General features: G+C 71.4%; 16 protein-coding genes. 8 read left to right on the forward strand and 8 right to left on the reverse strand.

Features of this window, described 5'->3' with window-relative positions; translation table 11 throughout:
- Window positions 1-85: 85 nt before the first annotated feature.
- Window positions 86-1,030 carry a ribose-phosphate diphosphokinase gene (locus OG917_RS06180; RefSeq protein ID WP_328316514.1) on the forward strand — a complete coding sequence of 315 codons (945 nt, stop codon included), beginning with the start codon at window positions 86-88 and terminating at the stop codon, window positions 1,028-1,030.
- 45 nt (window positions 1,031-1,075) lie between these two features.
- On the opposite strand, the gene OG917_RS06185 is transcribed toward OG917_RS06180, so the two are convergent.
- From OG917_RS06185 to OG917_RS06195, 3 genes are all read right to left on the reverse strand, one after another.
- Window positions 1,076-2,047, reverse strand: coding sequence for an aldo/keto reductase (locus tag OG917_RS06185; RefSeq protein WP_328316515.1), 972 nt, complete (start codon window positions 2,045-2,047; stop codon window positions 1,076-1,078).
- Window positions 2,048-2,163: 116 nt separating this feature from the next.
- On the reverse strand, window positions 2,164-3,591 hold the full coding sequence (gene argH, locus OG917_RS06190) for an argininosuccinate lyase (protein ID WP_328316516.1): 1,428 nt from the start codon (window positions 3,589-3,591) through the stop codon (window positions 2,164-2,166).
- Window positions 3,592-3,689: 98 nt separating this feature from the next.
- Window positions 3,690-4,883: an argininosuccinate synthase gene (locus OG917_RS06195; RefSeq protein ID WP_328316517.1), complete on the reverse strand. Its 1,194-nt coding sequence runs from the start codon at window positions 4,881-4,883 to the stop codon at window positions 3,690-3,692.
- Between the two features lie 157 nt (window positions 4,884-5,040).
- Here OG917_RS06195 and OG917_RS06200 point away from each other — a divergent pair, with 157 nt between their 5' ends.
- The 6 genes from OG917_RS06200 to OG917_RS06225 all read left to right on the forward strand — a co-directional run bounded on the left by OG917_RS06200 (window position 5,041) and on the right by OG917_RS06225 (window position 11,161).
- The gene (locus tag OG917_RS06200) at window positions 5,041-5,763 is read left to right on the forward strand and encodes a GntR family transcriptional regulator (protein ID WP_328316518.1); all 723 of its coding nucleotides are present in this window, start codon (window positions 5,041-5,043) and stop codon (window positions 5,761-5,763) included.
- Entirely contained in the window at window positions 5,760-6,758 is a 999-nt protein-coding gene (locus tag OG917_RS06205; protein ID WP_328316519.1) for an ADP-ribosylglycohydrolase family protein, read from the forward strand. Before OG917_RS06200 ends, OG917_RS06205 begins: the two co-directional genes overlap by 4 nt.
- 76 nt (window positions 6,759-6,834) lie before the next feature.
- Window positions 6,835-8,298, forward strand: a complete 1,464-nt coding sequence (locus tag OG917_RS06210) for a purine-cytosine permease family protein (RefSeq protein ID WP_328316520.1) — start codon at window positions 6,835-6,837, stop codon at window positions 8,296-8,298.
- Window positions 8,295-9,269 (forward strand): PfkB family carbohydrate kinase, encoded by a 975-nt coding sequence (locus OG917_RS06215; protein ID WP_328316521.1) that lies wholly within the window; start codon window positions 8,295-8,297, stop codon window positions 9,267-9,269. The genes OG917_RS06210 and OG917_RS06215 overlap by 4 nt, the downstream gene beginning before the upstream one ends.
- A 76-nt stretch (window positions 9,270-9,345) precedes the next feature.
- Complete coding sequence (locus tag OG917_RS06220) at window positions 9,346-10,335, forward strand: bile acid:sodium symporter family protein (RefSeq protein ID WP_328321689.1); 990 nt, start codon at window positions 9,346-9,348, stop codon at window positions 10,333-10,335.
- Window positions 10,336-10,459: 124 nt separating this feature from the next.
- A complete protein-coding gene (locus tag OG917_RS06225) occupies window positions 10,460-11,161 on the forward strand; it encodes a L,D-transpeptidase family protein (protein ID WP_328316522.1) in 702 nt (233 codons plus the stop codon).
- Between the two features lie 37 nt (window positions 11,162-11,198).
- Here the strand turns inward: OG917_RS06225 and OG917_RS06230 are convergent, their stop codons facing one another.
- From OG917_RS06230 to argC, 5 genes are all read right to left on the reverse strand, one after another.
- On the reverse strand, window positions 11,199-11,756 hold the full coding sequence (locus OG917_RS06230) for an arginine repressor (protein WP_328316523.1): 558 nt from the start codon (window positions 11,754-11,756) through the stop codon (window positions 11,199-11,201).
- Window positions 11,757-11,775: 19 nt separating this feature from the next.
- The gene (locus tag OG917_RS06235; RefSeq protein WP_328316524.1) at window positions 11,776-12,960 is read right to left on the reverse strand and encodes an acetylornithine transaminase; all 1,185 of its coding nucleotides are present in this window, start codon (window positions 12,958-12,960) and stop codon (window positions 11,776-11,778) included.
- Entirely contained in the window at window positions 12,957-13,880 is a 924-nt protein-coding gene (argB, locus tag OG917_RS06240; protein WP_328316525.1) for an acetylglutamate kinase, read from the reverse strand. Before argB ends, OG917_RS06235 begins: the two co-directional genes overlap by 4 nt.
- Window positions 13,877-15,028 carry a bifunctional glutamate N-acetyltransferase/amino-acid acetyltransferase ArgJ gene (gene argJ / locus OG917_RS06245; protein ID WP_328316526.1) on the reverse strand — a complete coding sequence of 384 codons (1,152 nt, stop codon included), beginning with the start codon at window positions 15,026-15,028 and terminating at the stop codon, window positions 13,877-13,879. The genes argB and argJ overlap by 4 nt, the downstream gene beginning before the upstream one ends.
- 112 nt (window positions 15,029-15,140) lie before the next feature.
- Window positions 15,141-16,169 carry an N-acetyl-gamma-glutamyl-phosphate reductase gene (gene argC, locus OG917_RS06250; RefSeq protein ID WP_328316527.1) on the reverse strand — a complete coding sequence of 343 codons (1,029 nt, stop codon included), beginning with the start codon at window positions 16,167-16,169 and terminating at the stop codon, window positions 15,141-15,143.
- 233 nt (window positions 16,170-16,402) lie between these two features.
- Here argC and OG917_RS06255 point away from each other — a divergent pair, with 233 nt between their 5' ends.
- Entirely contained in the window at window positions 16,403-17,197 is a 795-nt protein-coding gene (locus OG917_RS06255) for an SDR family oxidoreductase (protein WP_328316528.1), read from the forward strand.
- Window positions 17,198-17,207: the final 10 nt, after the last annotated feature.

The following is a 17,207-nucleotide window of genomic DNA, read 5'->3' on the forward strand; positions in this document are numbered from 1 at the left end:
GAGACACTTATGTCTCATCAGGGGCGTCGGACCCGCCCCGTACGATGGGGCCGACACGCCGGTTCGACCGAACGAGGAGCGGTTCGTGCGAGACATCGCTGTATTCAGCGGTAGCGCCCACCCCGAGTTGGCCGAGGAGGTCACCGCGCATCTGGGGGTACCCCTGAGCCCGGTGCGGGTCAACAGGTTCGCCAACGACTGTCTGGAGGTACAGCTCCAGGCCAACTGCCGCGAGCGTGACGTCTTCCTGATCCAGCCCCTGGTCACCCCGGTGCAGGAGAACCTCGTCGAGCTGCTGCTGATGTGCGACGCGGCCCGGGGCGCGTCGGCGGGCCGGATCACCGTGGTGATGCCGCACTACGCCTACGCCCGCTCGGACAAGAAGGACGCGCCGCGGATCTCCATCGGGGGCCGCCTGGTGGCCGACCTGCTGGTGAACTCGGGGGCCGGCCGGGTCCTGGCGCTGACCCTGCACTCACCCCAGGTGCACGGGTTCTTCTCCGTGCCGGTCGACCATCTGCACGCGCTGCGGGAGCTGGCCGAGCACTTCCGCGGTTACGACCTCTCCCGCACCACGGTCGTCTCACCGGACCTCGGCAACGCCAAGGAGGCGGCGGCCTTCGCCCGGATGCTGGGCGTGCAGGTGGCGGCGGGCGCCAAACAGCGCTTCGCCGACGACCGGGTCGCCATCAGCTCCGTCATCGGCGAGGTCGCGGGCCGCGACGTCATCGTCCTGGACGACGAGATCGCCAAGGGCAGCACCGTACTGGAACTCCTCGACCGGCTCCGCGAGTTGGGAGCCAGATCGATCCGGGTCGCCTGTACGCACGGGCTCTTCGCATCGGGGGCGCTCAAGCGCCTCTCGGACCAGCCCGACGTGCTGGAGATCGTCTGTACGAACACCGTGCCGATACCGCCCGGTGAGCGCACGGGCAAGCTGACGGTCCTCTCCATCGCCCCGGCGCTGGCCGAGGCGATGCGGCGGATCCACAACGGCGAGTCGGTGAGCGCGCTCTTCGACCCGTCCTGAACCGCCGGGGCCGGGGCGACGGCGTCGTCCCGGGTCCGGGACGCGTCAGTGCCAGGGCAGTTCCGCCCGCTGCCGCCAGTAGGCGGCGGGTTCCTCCCGCAGGCCGGCCAGCCGGTCCAGCTGCTCCTCACCGAGGTCGGCCACCGCGGCATGCAGATTGGCCGACAGCTGCACGGCGGTGGCCGCGCCGGAGAGCACGACCGTCGCCCACGGGTGGCGCAGGATCGCTGCCAGCGCGACGGCGTCGGGCGTCGTGCCGGTCTCCTCCGCGAGGTCGCGCAGCAGCAGCGGCGCTGCCGCGCCGGCCAGACGCCCGTTGGCGACGCCCTCCTTGACGATCACCGGGACCCCCGCCTCGTGGGCCTCCGCCAGCGCCTCGCCCGCCGAGGGATCAAGCAGGTTGTACGTGCTCTGCACCGCACCGAAGAGCGGGGCGCCGTCCACCGTGATCCCGAGCGCGGCCCGGACGGTGTCCGCCTGGGCGGGCCCGCTCGTGGAGAAGCCGATCGTCACCCCTTCCGCCGCCAGCCCGGCCAGCCTGGCATGCAGCGCGGTGTCGGTCAGGGCCGGGCTGTCGGCGGTCAGGGAGTGGATCTGGTAGAGGTCGAGCCGGTCCCCCAGGAGCATGCCGGTCTCGGTGCGCTGCCGGTCGAAGGTGGCCTGGCTGTGGTCCTTGACCTCGTGGACCTCGGCGTCGGTGCGCCAGTCGGCGGTGTAGGTGTAGCCCCACTTGCTGCCGATCACGACGTCCTGGACGGCGGGCCTGGCACGCAGCCACTCGGCGAGGAACGCCTCGGCGCGGCCGTAGGAGCGTGCGACGTCGAAGTAGCGCACCCCCTGCGCGTAGGCGGCGTCCAGAAGTTCATGCGTACGGGCGAGCAGGGTCTCCGGGGTGCGCTCACCCGGCAGGTCCTGGTCGCGGCCGAGATTGATGTAGCCGGGCCTGCCCACGGCCGCCAGTCCGAGTCCGATATGGGCGGTGGGGGTCGTCGCTGCCGTGAGGCGGGCGAAGGGCATCGGTAGCTCCCTGCGCGGGTCGGGGTATGCGGTCCCTGTCACCCCTACCCGCGATCACGGACGACAGCGCCCGGCACCCGGGTGGAGGTGCCGGGCGCCGGCGGCGCGCGGGGACGCTACTTCTTCGCCTCGGCCCAGGCGTGCTGGATGACCAGATTGGCCTTGACCTCGACGAGCTGTGCGGCGACGGCCGAGGGGGCGGTCCCGCCGCGGCCGTGGCGGGAGGCCAGCGCACCGGGGACATCGAGCACCGTGCGGACCTCGGGGGTCAGGTGCTCGGAGATCTTCGCGAACTGCTCGTCCGTGAGCTGGTCGAGCTCGATGCCGTGCCGCTCGCACTCCTTGACGCACTCGCCGGCCACCTCGTGCGCGACACGGAACGGCACACCCTGCCTGACCAGCCACTCGGCGATGTCGGTGGCGAGCGAGAAGCCCGCGGGGGCCAGCTCCTCCAGCCGCTCGCGGTGGACGGTCAGGGTCGCCATCATGCCGGTGAAGGCGGGGAGCAGGACCTCCAGCTGGTCGCAGGAGTCGAAGACCGGCTCCTTGTCCTCCTGGAGGTCCCGGTTGTACGCGAGCGGCAGGGCCTTGAGCGTGGCCATCAGCCCCGTCAGGTTCCCGATCAGCCGGCCGGACTTGCCGCGCGCGAGCTCCGCGATGTCCGGGTTCTTCTTCTGCGGCATGATCGACGAGCCGGTCGAGAAGGCGTCGTGGAGGGTGACGAAGGAGAACTCCTTCGTGTTCCAGATGATGATCTCCTCGGCGATCCGCGAGAGGTTGACGCCGATCATCGCCGTGATGAAGGCGAATTCGGCGACGAAGTCCCGCGAGGCGGTGCCGTCGATCGAGTTGCCGGACGATCCGCGCTCGAATCCGAGGTCGGCGGCGACCGCTTCGGGGTCGAGCCCCAGCGAGGACCCGGCCAGGGCCCCCGATCCGTACGGCGAGACCGCGGTGCGCTCGTCCCACTGGCGCAGCCGCTCGGCGTCCCGCGAGAAGGACTGGACGTGGGCCAGCACATGGTGGGCGAAGAGGACGGGCTGGGCGTGCTGGAGGTGGGTGCGGCCGGGCATCGCCAGGTCCGGGTGGGCGTCGGCGAGGCCGACCAGTGCGTCCTGCAGGTCAGCGATGAGGGCGCCGATGGTCCTGGCGTGGTCGCGGAGGTACATCCGGAAGAGCGTCGCGATCTGGTCGTTGCGGGACCGGCCCGCCCGCAGCTTGCCGCCGAGGTCGGGGCCGACCCGCTCCAGGAGCCCGCGCTCCAGGGCGGTGTGGACGTCCTCGTCGGCGACGGTGCCGGTGAACGAGCCGTCGGCGACGTCCGCCGCCAGCCGGTCGAGACCGTCCTGCATCCGGGCCAGTTCGTCCGCGGTGAGCAGCCCGGCCGTGTGCAGCGCACGGGCGTGCGCGCGGGAGCCCGCGATGTCGTACGGCGCGAGCCGCCAGTCGAAGTGGACGGACGCGGACAGCTGGGCCAGGGCCTCGGCGGGACCGTCGGCGAAACGGCCGCCCCAGAGCCGGACGTCACCGGTGTTGCTGCTCACTGAGTTGCTCCTCAAGAAGGATCGGGATGTCCGGCCGCCTCCCCGCCGTGGAGGACCGGGGAGGCGGCCGCCGTACGAGCCGGGTCGGCCGGGTCGGGTCAGGCCAGGTCGCGCTTGGCCGCGATCTTCGCGGAGAGGCCGAAGATCTCGATGAAGCCCTGCGCCTTGGACTGGTCGAACGTATCGCCCGAGTCGTAGGTCGCCAGGTTGAAGTCGTACAGGGACTCGCTGGACTTCCGGCCGGTGACGGTGGCGCGGCCGCCGTGCAGCGTCATCCGGATGTCGCCCGTGACGTGCCGCCCGGCCTCCTCGATGAAGCCGTCCAGGGCGCGCTTGAGCGGTGAGAACCACAGGCCGTCGTAGACCAGCTCGCCCCAGCGCTGCTCCACCTGCCGCTTGTACCGGGCGAGTTCGCGCTCGACCGTGACGTTCTCCAGCTCCTGGTGGGCGGTGATCAGGGCGATGGCGCCGGGCGCCTCGTAGATCTCCCGGGACTTGATGCCGACGAGCCGGTCCTCGACCATGTCGATCCGGCCGATGCCCTGGGCGCCGGCCCGCTCGTTGAGCTGCTGGATCGCCTGCAGGACGGTGACGGGCCTGCCGTCGACGGCGACGGGGACGCCTGCCTCGAAGGAGATGACGACCTCGTCGGCCGCGCGGGGCTCCGCCGGATTCGACGTGTACGCGTACACGTCCTCGACCGGCGCGTTCCAGATGTCCTCCAGGAACCCCGTCTCGACGGCGCGCCCGAAGACGTTCTGGTCGATGGAGTACGGCGACTTCTTCGACGTGGCGATCGGGAGGTTCTTCGCCTCGCAGAAGGCGATGGCCTTGTCGCGGGTCATCGCGTAGTCGCGGACCGGCGCGATGCATGTGAGGTCGGGGCCGAGCGCGGTGATGCCGGCCTCGAAGCGGACCTGGTCGTTGCCCTTGCCGGTGCAGCCGTGGGCCACCGTGGTGGCGCCGTGCTTCCTGGCCGCGGCCACGAGGTGCTTGACGATCACCGGCCGTGAGAGCGCCGAGACCAGCGGGTAGCGGTCCATGTAGAGCGCGTTGGCCTTGATCGCCGGGAGGCAGTACTCGTCGGCGAACTCGTCCCTGGCGTCGGCGACCTCCGCCTCGACGGCGCCGCAGGCGAGCGCGCGCTTGCGGATCACGTCCAGGTCCTCACCGCCCTGACCGACATCCACGGCGACGGCGATGACCTCGGCGCCCGTCTCCTCGGCGATCCAGCCGATGGCGACGGAGGTGTCCAGGCCGCCCGAGTAGGCGAGTACGACGCGCTCGGTCACGGTTTTCTCCTCACGGTGCGATCGCTTGTAGGCATAACTATGCGGTAGGCCGTATGCCTTGTCAAAATCGCAGCTCAACAGGGGTCTAGAGGGCGTACGAAAAATCGCTCACCGGAAACCATGGACTGGAAGGGCTCGCTCCGCTTAAGTTCTAGACATGCCTGGACAGGTTCATAAGCATCACCGCATCTCGCGCATCCTCGCGGAGGAGATCCGCGCCGGGGTCCATGCCGACGGCAGCAAGCTGCCGGGCGAGCACACCCTCCGGGAGCGTTTCGGGGTCAGCCGCACCACCGTGCGACAGGCGCTCAACGAGCTCGGCGAACAGGGACTGATCGCCACCCATGCCGGGATCGGCTCCTTCGTCACCTTCGACGGGACGCCCCTGGACAACCGGCTCGGCTGGACACAGGCCCTCGCCGACCGGGGCACCGCGCTGACCACCGAGGTGCTCCGGTTCGAGACCGTCACCGACCAGCCGCTCGCCGCCGAACTCGGTCTGGCGGCGGCGGAATTCATCGCACTGGACCGGGTCAGGCGGCTGCCCGACGGGCACGGCATCTCGCTGGAGCGCAGCCGGGTGCCCGCCGTGGGCGCGCTCGCCGGACTGCCGGGCCGCGGCCTGGAGGACGGTTCGCTGCACAAGGCGCTTGTCGCGGCGGGCCGCATCGCCGACTCCGGCGAGGCCCGGATCTCCGTCTCCGGCATCGACGCGGCCGACGCCGCCACGCTGCACCGCTCCCCCGGTGAGGCGTTCCTCCACCAGTCCCAGGTGTTCCGGGCCGCCGACGGCACCGTCGTGGAGCAGGTCACCAGCCTGCTCGACCCGTCCCGGTTCCAGCTGCACGTCCGCACCACCGGCCGAGGAGGCCACGCATGACCGATCCGTTCCTGACCGACCGCGCCCTCGGCGCCTTCCACGGCCTGGCGCTCGGGGACGCCCTGGGCATGCCCACCCAGGTGATGTCCCGCCAGGACGTCGTGAGGGTCTACGGCAGCATCACCGGCTTCGAATCCGCACAGCCCGACAACCCGGTCAGCGCCGGGATGCCCCCGGGCTCGGTCACCGACGACACCGACCAGGCGGTCATCGTGGGCCGGCTGCTCGTCGAGGGCGGCGGGCACATCGACCCGCTCCGCTTCGCCGCGGAGCTGCTCGCCTGGGAGCGCGAGATGAAGGCCAAGGGCTCCTTCGACCTGCTCGGACCCTCGACCAAGGCGGCTCTCGACGCCGTGGCCGGCGGAGCCGGCATCAAGGAGGCGGGCAGATACGGCACCACCAACGGCGCCGCCATGCGGGTCACCCCCATCGGCATCGCCACCGCCGTCCGCCCGCTGCCCCGGTTCCTCGACCGGGTCGTGGAGTCCTGCCAGGTCACGCACGACACCAACGTGGGAATCGCCGGAGCGGCGGCCGTCGCGGCAGCGGTGAGCACCGGAGTCGCCGGAGGTACCCTGGACGACGCCTTCGAGGCGGCGGTCACCGCGGCCCGCGAAGGGGCCACACGCGGCAACTGGATCGCCGGGGCGGACATCGCCGCCCGGATCGGCTGGGCCCGTGAGCTGGTCGGCGGAGTGGACGAGGCGGAGGCGCTGGACCGCATCGTCGCACTCATCGGCACCAGCGTGGCCAGCCAGGAGTCCGTCCCCGCGGCCTTCGCCGTCCTCGCGCTGACCGGTGGCGACCCCTGGCGCAGCACCCTCCTCGCCGCCAACCTCGGCGGCGACAGCGACACCATCGGCGCCATCGCGGGCGCCGTCGCCGGGTCCGTGAGCGGGCTCTCGGGGCTGCCCGCGGACGCCGTACGCACGCTCAAGGCCGTCAACGGCCTCGCGCTGGAACCGCTGACCGAGCAGCTGCTCGCTCTCCGCTGAGCCCGCCGCCGTACCGCGCCACCCGTTTCCCGCACCACCCCATTTCCCGCAACGCACCGTGCAAGGAGGTTCCGTCATGGCCGTTTCAACGAAGAACGATCGCGTCGGCACCGTGGAGACCCGGGGGATCGAACCGGTCCCCGACAGTGAACGCCACGGCCATGCGAGCCAGATGTTCTGGACCTGGTTCGCCGCCAATATCTCGCTCCTCGGGCTGCCGCTCGGTGCCACGCTGGTCGCGTTCCGCGGCCTGAACATCTGGCAGGCTGCGCTCGTCGCCGTCGTCGGCTCATTCGGCTCGTTCGCGCTGGTCGGCGCGTTGAGCATCGCCGGCCAGAAAGGCGGCGCCCCGGCGCTCACCCTGTCCAGGGCGGTGTTCGGACAGCGCGGGAACGCGGGCCCGACCCTGATCACCTGGCTGAGCCGGGTGGGCTGGGAGACGATCACGACGACCACCGCCGCGTACGCCCTGCTCGCGCTGCTCGGGGTCGCCTTCGGGGTGGACCAGAACACTTTCCTCACCGTCGTCTGCCTGCTGGTCTTCATCGCCTGCACACTGCTGATCAGCGGGCTCGGCCACGCCACGATCATGTGGATCAACAAGTGGGCCACGGTCCTCTTCGGCGTGCTGAACCTGATCGTGATGGGCTTCCTGGTCGCGACCGTGGACTGGTCCAAGGTGCTCGACGCGCCCTCCGGCCCCACCAGCGGCGTGATCGCGGGAATCGGCTTCATCGCCGCGGGCACCGGCATCGGCTGGGCCAACGCGGGCGCGGACTACGCCCGCTACCTGCCGCGCTCGGTGCCGGGCTCCCGGCTGATCAGCGCCTCCGCCTTCGGCGCCGGTATCCCGCTGGTGCTGCTGATCTCGCTGGGCTCGCTCCTCACCGCGGGCGACCCGGCCCTCGCCACGGCGTCGGACCCCGTCGCCGCCATCAACGCGATGCTGCCGTCCTGGATGGCTGTCCCGTATCTGATCGCGGCGTTCGGCGGACTCCTGATGTCCAACCACCTCTCCACCTACTCGGCCGGTCTCACCATGATCACGCTGGGTCTGAAGGTGCCCCGGGCCGCCGCGGTGCTCGTCGACGTCGTCCTGATGTTCCTCGGCGGCATCTACTTCATGCTGATCGCCGGTGACTTCTACGGGCCCTTCTCCACCTTCCTGACGCTGCTCGCCGTGCCGATCTCCGCCTGGATCGGGGTGATCGCCGTGGACTCGCTGCGCGGCCGTACGTACGACGACACGGCCCTGATGGACACCACCCGTACCAGCCGCTACTGGTACACCGGCGGCTTCCGGCTCCCCGCCGTCCTCGCCTGGGTCGCCGCGATCGTGGCGGGCCTGCTCTTCACCGAGGCGTCCACCGGCAAGGACGACGTCTGGTTCTCCGGCCCGCTGGCCGGGAGCTGGTTCGGCACCAACGGGCTGGGCTGGGCCGTCTCCATGGTGGTCGGCGCCGCCGTCTACCTGGTGGCCGGCCGCCGCTCCCCGGTGACCGCCGCCCCCGAGCCCGCCCTTGAGGAGGCCACCCGATGAACCCCCGTCTGATCCTCGCCGGAAACGTCATCGTCGATCTGGTGATCGAGATCCCGGCACTGCCCGAGCGCGGCGGCGACGTCATCGGCTCACGCACCTCCCGCGCGGCCGGCGGCGGGTTCAACACCCTCGTCGCGGCCCGCAGGCTGGGCACGGACGCGGTGTACGCGGGGCTGCACGGCACGGGCCCGCACGGCGATCTCGTACGGGACGCGCTGGCGGCCGAGGGCGTACGGACCGTGCTGCCGGTCCGTGACGACGGCGACACCGGCTTCTGTGTGGCGCTCGTGGACGCCGGGGGCGAGCGGACGTTCGTGACCAGTTTCGGGGTCGACGCCCGGCTGACCGCGGCGGAACTGGCCGTCGTGACCGGGCGGCTCAGGGACGGCGACATGGTCCAGCTGTCCGGGTACGGCCTGGTGCTGCCCGTGAACGGCCCGCTGCTCGCACGCTTCACCGCCGCACTGCCGCCCGGGGTCACGGTCTGCTTCGACCCGGCTCCGCTGGTCGCCGACATCGCCCCCGAGGTCATCGGCCCGGTCCTGGCACGGGCCGACTGGCTCAGCTGCAACGCCCGTGAGGGGCGGCTGCTGACCGGCGAGGAGGATCAGCGCGGGGCCGCCGCCGCGCTGCGCGAGCGGTTCGCACCCGGCGCGGGGGTACTGGTGCGCGCCGACAAGGACGGCTGCTGGCTGGCGCTCCCCGGTGCGGAACCGGTCCACGTGCCGGGCTTCCCGGTGGACGCCGTGGACAGCAACGGCGCGGGCGACGCCCATGTCGGCGCGTTCCTCTCCCTGCTCGGCCGGGGCCTCGACCCGCTGTCGGCGGCGCGCGGCGCCAACGCGGCGGCGGCCTGCGCGGTGACCAGGCGCGGCCCTGCGACCGCGCCCGGCCTCGCAGAGCTGCTGGCTTTCCTGGGTGACGACCCGCTCGCCGAGCGGCTGGCCGCCCTGCCCGCACAGTCGGTGTAAAGACCACATAACGAGACGGGATTGCGGCGGAGTGCGCCAGCAGCGTTGCATCACCCAGGTGCAGAACGAACAAGTGATCCAGGAATCCGACGGCCCCGCCGAAGCGGCCGGTACCGCCGGTACGTCCGGCCGGGCCGACCGCGCGGCACGCCGGGCGGTCACCGTCTTCCCGGTACTCGTCCTGGTGGCGGGAGCGATAGGCCTCGCCTCTCCGGGCACCTTCGCGGGATGGAGCGTCTCCGTCCCGTACCTGCTGGGCGTGGTCATGTTCTGCATGGGACTGACCATGACCAAGGTGGACTTCCAGGGGGTGGCGAAGCGGCCCTGGGCCGTGGGCCTCGGACTGGTCGCGCACTACGTGATCATGCCGGGCCTCGGCTGGCTGATCGCCCATGTACTCGGCCTCTCACCGCAGTTGGCGGCGGGCGTCATCCTCGTCGGCTGCGCCCCCAGCGGCACTGCCTCCAATGTGGTCACCTTCCTGGCCCGCGGTGACGTGGCCCTCTCGGTCTCGGTGGCCACCGTCTCCACGGTGCTCGCCCCGCTGATCACACCGCCGCTCACCCTGCTGCTCGCGGGCGCCTATCTGCCGGTGGACGCGGGCTCGATGATGACCGACATCCTCAAGACCGTGCTGCTGCCGGTACTCGCGGGACTGGCGGTGCGCTTCCTGGCGGGCCGTTACGTGGACCGGGTGCTGGGGGCCTTGCCCTGGCTCTCGGCCGTCACCGTGGCGGTCATCGTCGCGGTCGTGGTCGGCGGCAGCGCGTCCGCGATCAAGTCGGCGGCGGCGATGGTGCTGCTGGCCGTGGTCCTGCACAACGGCCTGGGGCTGCTGCTCGGTTACGGCGCGGGCAAGGCGGCCGGTCTCGGCAAGCCGGGAAGCCGGGCGATGGCGTTCGAGGTGGGCATGCAGAACTCCGGACTTGCCGCTTCGCTGGCAACCGCCCACTTCAGCCCGCTGGCCGCACTCCCGGCGGCGATCTTCTCGGTCTGGCACAACGTGTCGGGAGCGCTGGTCGCGGCCTGGATGTCGTACCGGTCCCGGAAGACGGAGACCGCCTGAGGCCCGGCCCGCGCCGGACGGTGCCCACCGGGCAGTCCCGCACCGGGCCGCCCGGGAGTCCCCGCTGAGCCGTACGGCTCAGCGGAACGGGCGGTACGCCCTCCCGGCGCATACGGTCCGGACCATGCGCAGACTCCTGATGGCAGGCGCGGTCCTGCTGTCCCTCGCCGGTTCCCTGGCGGCCCGGCCCGCCGGGGACCGTCCCCTGCCGGAACGGCTGGCCGACACCGGCGGCGGTTCCCAGCTGATCACGGCGGAAGCCCCGTCGCTGCACTCCACCACCGGCACGGTGACCTGGTGGGACCTGCGCGGCGGCAGCTGGCACCGGAGCGGCTCGGCGGCGGCGCGCTTCGGGGCGAAGGGCCTCGCCGACGGCGCCACGCGCAGACAGGGCACGGACACCACACCCACCGGGATCTTCGACCTGCCGTTCGCCTTCGGGATCAAGGCGGCCCCGGCCGGGACCCGTTACCCCTACCGGGCGGTCGGGAGCTCCTCGTGGTGGTGCGAGGACAACGCGTCCCGTGCGTACAACCGCTGGGTGGACCCGCTTCCCGCGGACTGCGGGCCGGGCGAGGCCGAGCGGTTGAACAGCTATCCGGTGCAGTACGCCCGGGCTCTCGTCATCGGGTTCAACTACGCGCGCCCGGTGCACGGGCGGGGCGGCGGCATCTTTCTGCACATCAACGGCGCGGGTGCGACGGCGGGTTGTGTGTCGGTACCGGCGGCCGCGGTCGACCGGATCCTCACCTGGGCCGCCCCCCGGAGCCGTCCGCACATCGCGATCGGCACCCGGTCCGGGGCGACCGCCCTGACCCGCTACTGACCCCCGGGGCTGACCGGGCGGTCAGCGCGACAGGGCGTCAGCGCGGGTTCTGTGCCAGCCGCAGCAGATGGTCCGCCAGCGCCTGACCGCCCGCCGGGTCCCGGCTGATCAGCATCAGTGTGTCGTCCCCGGCGATCGTGCCGAGGATGTCGTGCAGTTCGGCCTGGTCGATGGCCGACGCGAGGAACTGCGCGGCCCCCGGCGGCGTACGCAGCACCACCAGATTGGCCGACGCCTCCGCCGAGATCAGCAGCTCGGACGAGAGCCTGCGCATCCGCTCCTCCTTGGCGGACTCACCGAGCGGCGCATGAGGCGTGCGGTAGCCGCCCTCGCTGGGCACGGCGTAGATCAGCTCGCCCCCGGTGTTACGGATCTTCACCGCGCCCAGCTCGTCCAGGTCGCGGGAGAGCGTCGCCTGGGTGACGCTCAGCCCGTCGTCCGCGAGGAGTCTGGCGAGCTGGCTCTGCGAGCGCACCGGCTGCCGGTTGAGGATGTCCACGATCCGGCGGTGGCGGGCGGTCCGGGTCTGCGGGACGGACGGCCCCCCGTGCTCGGTGTCCTGCGCCTCGGGCCCGGTCTGCTGCGCCTCGGTCATCGTCGCCTCACTCTGCGGATCACTCTTCCCCGTTGGCCTGTTCGAGAACGCCGGGCAGTGCCTGGAGGAACGCGTCCACCTCGTCGTCACCGATGATCAGCGGCGGCATCAGCCGTACGACATCGGGGCCGGTCACGTTCACCAGGAATCCTGCGTCCTGAGCCGCCTGCTGCACCTGTGGCGCGCGGGACTCGGTGAGCACGATACCCAGCAGCAGCCCGGCGCCGCGGACCTGGCCGACCAGCGGGTGTCCCAGGCCCTCGATTCCGGTCCGCAGCTTCTCGCCCGTGCGCTTCACCCGGTCGAGGATTCCGTCCGCGGCGATCGTGTCGAGCACGGCGAGTCCGGCGGCGCACGCCACCGGGTTGCCGCCGAAGGTGGAGCCGTGCTGGCCGGGGTGGAGCAGCTCGGCAGCGGCACCGAAGGCCACAGCCGCGCCCAGCGGGAGCCCCCCGCCGAGGCCCTTGGCGAGCGTGACGACATCGGGGTCGACGCCGTCGTGGGCCTGGTGCTCGAACCAGTGGCCGGTGCGTCCGATCCCCGTCTGTACCTCGTCCAGTACCAGCAGCGTGCCGGTGGCGCGGGTGATCTCACGGGCCGCCCTGAGGTAGCCGGCCGGCGGGACGACCGCGCCGTTCTCCCCCTGGATCGGTTCGATGATCACGAAGGCGGTGTTCTCCGTGACGACCGCGCGCAGCGCTTCGGCGTCGCCGTACGGGACATGGGTGACCACGCCGGGCAGCGGGTCGAAGCCGTTCTGCTTGCCCGGCTGCCCGGTGAGCGAGAGGGCGCCCATGGTCCGGCCGTGGAAGGCGCCCTGGGTCGCCACCATGTGCGTACGCCCGGTGAGCCGGCCGATCTTGAAGACGGCCTCGTTGGCCTCGGCGCCCGAGTTGGCGAAGTACACCCGGCCGGAGCGGCCGAATACCTGCAGCAGCCGTTCGGCGAGGGCGACGGGCGGTTCGGCGATGTAGAGGTTGGAGACGTGGCCGAGCGAGCCGATCTGCCGTGAGACGGCCTCGACGATCGCCGGGTGGGCGTGACCGAGGGCGTTGACCGCGATGCCGCCGACGAAGTCGGTGTACGCGGTGCCGTCGGCGTCCCAGACGGTGGCGCCCTCGCCGCGGACCAGGGAGAGCTTCGGCGTGCCGTAGTTGTCCATCAGAGCGCCCTGCCAGCGCTGCGCGAGTTCCTGGTTGCTCATGACTCCCCCTCGGTGGTGCCGGTGGTTTCTGTCAGTGTGTCCGGCACGACCATCGTGCCGATTCCCTCGTCGGTGAAGATCTCCAGCAGGATCGAGTGCTGGACCCGCCCGTCGATGACGCGCGCGGTGGTGACGCCGTTGCGTACGGCGAAGAGGCAGCCCTGCATCTTGGGGACCATGCCGCTGGCCAGCTCGGGCAGCAGCGTCTCCAGCTCCTTCGCCGTGAGCCTGCTGATGACGTCGTCGCTGTTCGGCCAGTCCTCGTAGAGGCCCTCGACATCGGTGAGGACCATCAGCGTCTCGGCGTCGAGCGCCGCGGCCAGGGCGGCGGCCGCGGTGTCCGCGTTGACGTTGAAGACATGGTTGTCCTCGGCGCTGCGGGCGATGGAGGAGACGACGGGGATGCGGCCGTCGTCCAGCAGCGCCTTGATCGCACCGATGTCGATCGCGGTGATCTCGCCGACCCTGCCGATGTCGACGGCCTCGCCGTCGATCTGCGGGAAGTGCTGGACGGCGGTGATCGTGTTGGCGTCCTCACCGGTCATGCCGACGGCGAACGGGCCGTGCTGGTTGAGCAGCCCGACGAGTTCGCGCTGGACCTGGCCGGCGAGGACCATCCGTACGACGTCCATCGCCTCCGGCGTGGTCACCCGCAGCCCGGCCTTGAACTCGCTGACCAGGCCGTGCCGGTCGAGCTGGGCGCTGATCTGCGGACCGCCGCCGTGCACGACGACCGGCTTGAGGCCGGCGTGGCGCAGGAAGACGACGTCCTGGGCGAAGGCGGCCTTCAGGTCCTCGTCGACCATGGCGTTGCCGCCGAACTTGATGACGACGGTCTTGCCGTGGTGGCGCGTCAGCCAGGGCAGCGCCTCGATGAGGGTCTGTGCCTTGGGGAGCGCGGTGTGCTTGCGGGTACTCATGAGCTGTACGCGCTGTTCTCGTGGACGTAGTCGGCGGTGAGGTCGTTGGCCCAGATCACGGCCGACTCGCTGCCCGCCGCCAGGTCGGCGGTGATGGTCACCTCGCGGTAGCGCATGTCGACGAGTTCGCGGCCCTCCCCGACCGATCCCTTCTTGCAGACCCAGATGCCGTTGATGGCGACGTTGAGTTCACCGGGCTCGAAGGCGGCGGAGGTCGTACCGATCGCGGAGAGCACCCGGCCCCAGTTGGGGTCCTCACCGTGGATGGCGCACTTCAGGAGGTTGTTGCGGGCGATGGAGCGGCCCACCTCGACGGCGTCGTCCTCGGTCGCGGCGTTGACCACCTCGATCCGGATGTCCTTGCTGGCCCCTTCGGCGTCACCGATCAGCTGACGGGCCAGGTCGGCGCAGACGGTACGGACGGCCTCGGCGAACTCCTCGTACCCGGGGGCCAGTCCGGAGGCGCCGGAGGCGAGCAGCAGCACGGTGTCGTTGGTGGACATGCAGCCGTCGGAGTCGACCCGGTCGAAGGTCGTCCGGGTGGCGGCGCGCAACGCGCTGTCCAGGGCCGCGCTGTCCAGGTCGGCGTCGGTGGTGAGCACGACCAGCATGGTGGCGAGGCCGGGGGCGAGCATGCCGGCGCCCTTGGCCATGCCGCCGACGCTCCAGCCGTCCCCGCCCGCGACGGCGGTCTTGTGGACGGTGTCGGTGGTCTTGATGGCGATGGCGGCCTTCTCACCGCCGTGCGGGGAGAGTTCGGACGCGGCCCGCTCGATACCGGGGAGCACCTTGTCCATGGGCAGCAGCAGACCGATCAGCCCGGTCGACGCGACCGCCACCTCGCCCGCGTTGCCGCCGAGGACCGCGGCCGCCTTCTCGGCGGTGGCGTGGGTGTCCTGGAAGCCCTTGGGGCCGGTGCAGGCGTTGGCACCACCGGAGTTGAGGACGACGGCGCCGACGGTCCCACCCTTGAGTACCTGCTCGGACCAGAGGACCGGCGCGGCCTTGACGCGGTTGGAGGTGAAGACGCCCGCGGCGGCCAGCCGGGGCCCGGTGTTGACCACGAGGGCCAGGTCCGGTCCGCCGCTCTCCTTGATCCCGGCGGCGATACCCGCGGCCGTGAATCCCTTCGCTGCCGTGACGCTCACTGCATCTCCTCGTTCGCTCCGCCGCTGTGGCGGCTCGTGTCACTGCCGGCCGCGCTGCGCGGCGGCGCGGCCTCTGTTCCCCGGTTCCGGCCCGCGGCCGTACCCACCCTGCTCACGGTGCCACGCCGACCGTGGAAAGCCCTCGGTCCTCGGCGAGTCCGAGTGCGATGTTCATGCTCTGCAGGGCGCCGCCCGCGGTGCCCTTGGCCAGGTTGTCGATGGCGCTGATGGCGATGATCCGGCCGGCGGCGGCGTCGTACGCGACCTGGATCTGGACCGCGTTGGAGCCGTACACGGCGCCGGTCGACGGCCACAGCCCCTCGGCGAGCAGCTCGGTGAACGGCTCGTCCGCGAAGGCCTTCTCGTACGCCGCGCGGACCGTTTCGGCGCTCACGCCGGGCTTCGCCTTCGCCGAGCAGGTGGCGAGGATGCCGCGCGGCATGGGCGCGAGGGTGGGTGTGAACGAGACGGTGACCGGCTCGCCCGCCGCCGCACTGAGGTTCTGGATCATCTCGGGCGTGTGCCGGTGCACACCGCCGACGCCGTACGGCGTCATCGAGCCCATCACCTCGGAGCCGAGCAGGTGCGGCTTGGCCGCCTTGCCCGCGCCGGACGTGCCGGAGGCCGCCACGACCACCGCTTCGGGCTCGGCGAGACCGGCCGCGTACGCGGGGAAGAGGGCGAGGGAGACCGCCGTCGGGTAACAGCCGGGGACGGCGATCCGCTTCGAACCGGCGAGCCCGGTCCGTCCGCCGGGCAGCTCGGGCAGACCGTACGGCCAGGTACCCGCGTGCGGGGAGCCGTAGAACCGCTCCCAGTCCCCGGCGTCCTTCAGCCGGAAGTCGGCGCCCATGTCGACGACGAGGACGTCGTCCCCGAGCTGGTCGGCGACCGCGGCGGACTGTCCGTGCGGCAGCGCGAGAAAGACCACGTCATGACCGGCGAGTACGTCCGCGGTGGTCGGCTGGAGCACGCGCCCGGCGAGCGGCCGCAGATGCGGCTGCAGGGCCCCGAGCGGCTGGCCCGCGTTGGAGTTGCCGGTGAGCGCACCGATCTCGACATCCGGGTGGCCCAGCAGCAGGCGGAGCAGCTCCCCGCCGGCGTATCCGCTTGCCCCTGCCACCGCTGCACGTACCGCCATCGAAATCCTCCTCGTCGAAGGCATGACTATACGCAGAGCTGCACTTTTATGCAAAGACGGATGCGGGAGAAGCCGGGCGCGCGTGCGACCGCCGCCCCGCGGGAACACCTGCCGGTTCCTTACCCGGTCCGCTTGCCTGGAGTGCACTCCAGGGCCATAGCGTCGGGACGGCTGAACAGAAACACCCGACGCGCCGGCGCATCATCGCGCACGGCCGACGAGAAAGGTTGCAAGTGGCAGACAACCAGTTCACCACGCATGCGGAACTCTTCGATCTGAGTGGAAAGCGCGCGCTCGTCACCGGTGGCACCAGAGGCATCGGGATGATGATCGCGCGTGGCCTTCTCCAGGCGGGCGCCCGCGTGGTCATCAGCTCACGCAGCGCAGAAGCGTGCGCCCAGGCTCAGGAACAGCTCTCCGCATTCGGTGAGGTGCGGGCCATCCCCGCCGACCTGTCCCGCCACGACGAGTGCCGGCGGCTGTCCGACCTCGTCACCGCCGGCTCGGAGCGTCTCGACATCCTCGTCAACAACGCGGGCGCCATGTGGGACGAGCCGCTGGAGACGTTCCCGGACGCGGCCTGGGACACGGTCGTCGACCTCAACCTGAAGTCGCCGTTCTGGCTGGTCCAGGCACTGCTGCCCGCACTACGCAGGGCGGGCACCGCCGACGATCCCGCGCGGGTCATCAACATCGGCAGCATCGCCGCCATCCACATCCCCCAGCGGCCCAACTACTCGTACTCCAGCAGCAAGGCCGCACTGCATCAACTCACCAGAGTGCTCGCCAGGGAACTGGGACCGCAGCACGTCACCGTGAACGCCGTGGCGCCGGGACCGTTCCCGTCGACGATGATGGCGGCAACCCTCGATGAGTTCGGCGAGGCGATCGCGGCGTCGGCCCCACTACGCCGGATCGGCCGCGACGACGACATGGCGGGTGTCGCCGTGTTCCTCGCCGGCCGGGCGGGCGCCTACCTGACGGGCGCGGTGATCCCCGTCGACGGCGGCATCGCCACAACCGCGTAGGCCGCCACCA

The organism is Streptomyces sp. NBC_00388 (assembly GCF_036061255.1).
Lineage (GTDB): Bacteria > Actinomycetota > Actinomycetes > Streptomycetales > Streptomycetaceae > Streptomyces.

What these genes read in the sequence shown, in the direction of transcription:
- OG917_RS06185 (WP_328316515.1), bottom strand. Translation starts at nt 2,047, where the DNA reads ATGCCCTTCGCCCGCCTCACGGCAGCGACGACCCCCACCGCCCATATC.
- OG917_RS06200 (WP_328316518.1), top strand. Translation starts at nt 5,041, where the DNA reads ATGCCTGGACAGGTTCATAAGCATCACCGCATCTCGCGCATCCTCGCG.
- OG917_RS06205 (WP_328316519.1), top strand. Translation starts at nt 5,760, where the DNA reads ATGACCGATCCGTTCCTGACCGACCGCGCCCTCGGCGCCTTCCACGGC.
- OG917_RS06210 (WP_328316520.1), top strand. Translation starts at nt 6,835, where the DNA reads ATGGCCGTTTCAACGAAGAACGATCGCGTCGGCACCGTGGAGACCCGG.
- OG917_RS06215 (WP_328316521.1), top strand. Translation starts at nt 8,295, where the DNA reads ATGAACCCCCGTCTGATCCTCGCCGGAAACGTCATCGTCGATCTGGTG.
- OG917_RS06225 (WP_328316522.1), top strand. Translation starts at nt 10,460, where the DNA reads ATGCGCAGACTCCTGATGGCAGGCGCGGTCCTGCTGTCCCTCGCCGGT.
- OG917_RS06230 (WP_328316523.1), bottom strand. Translation starts at nt 11,756, where the DNA reads ATGACCGAGGCGCAGCAGACCGGGCCCGAGGCGCAGGACACCGAGCAC.
- OG917_RS06235 (WP_328316524.1), bottom strand. Translation starts at nt 12,960, where the DNA reads ATGAGCAACCAGGAACTCGCGCAGCGCTGGCAGGGCGCTCTGATGGAC.
- argB (WP_328316525.1), bottom strand. Translation starts at nt 13,880, where the DNA reads ATGAGTACCCGCAAGCACACCGCGCTCCCCAAGGCACAGACCCTCATC.
- argC (WP_328316527.1), bottom strand. Translation starts at nt 16,169, where the DNA reads ATGGCGGTACGTGCAGCGGTGGCAGGGGCAAGCGGATACGCCGGCGGG.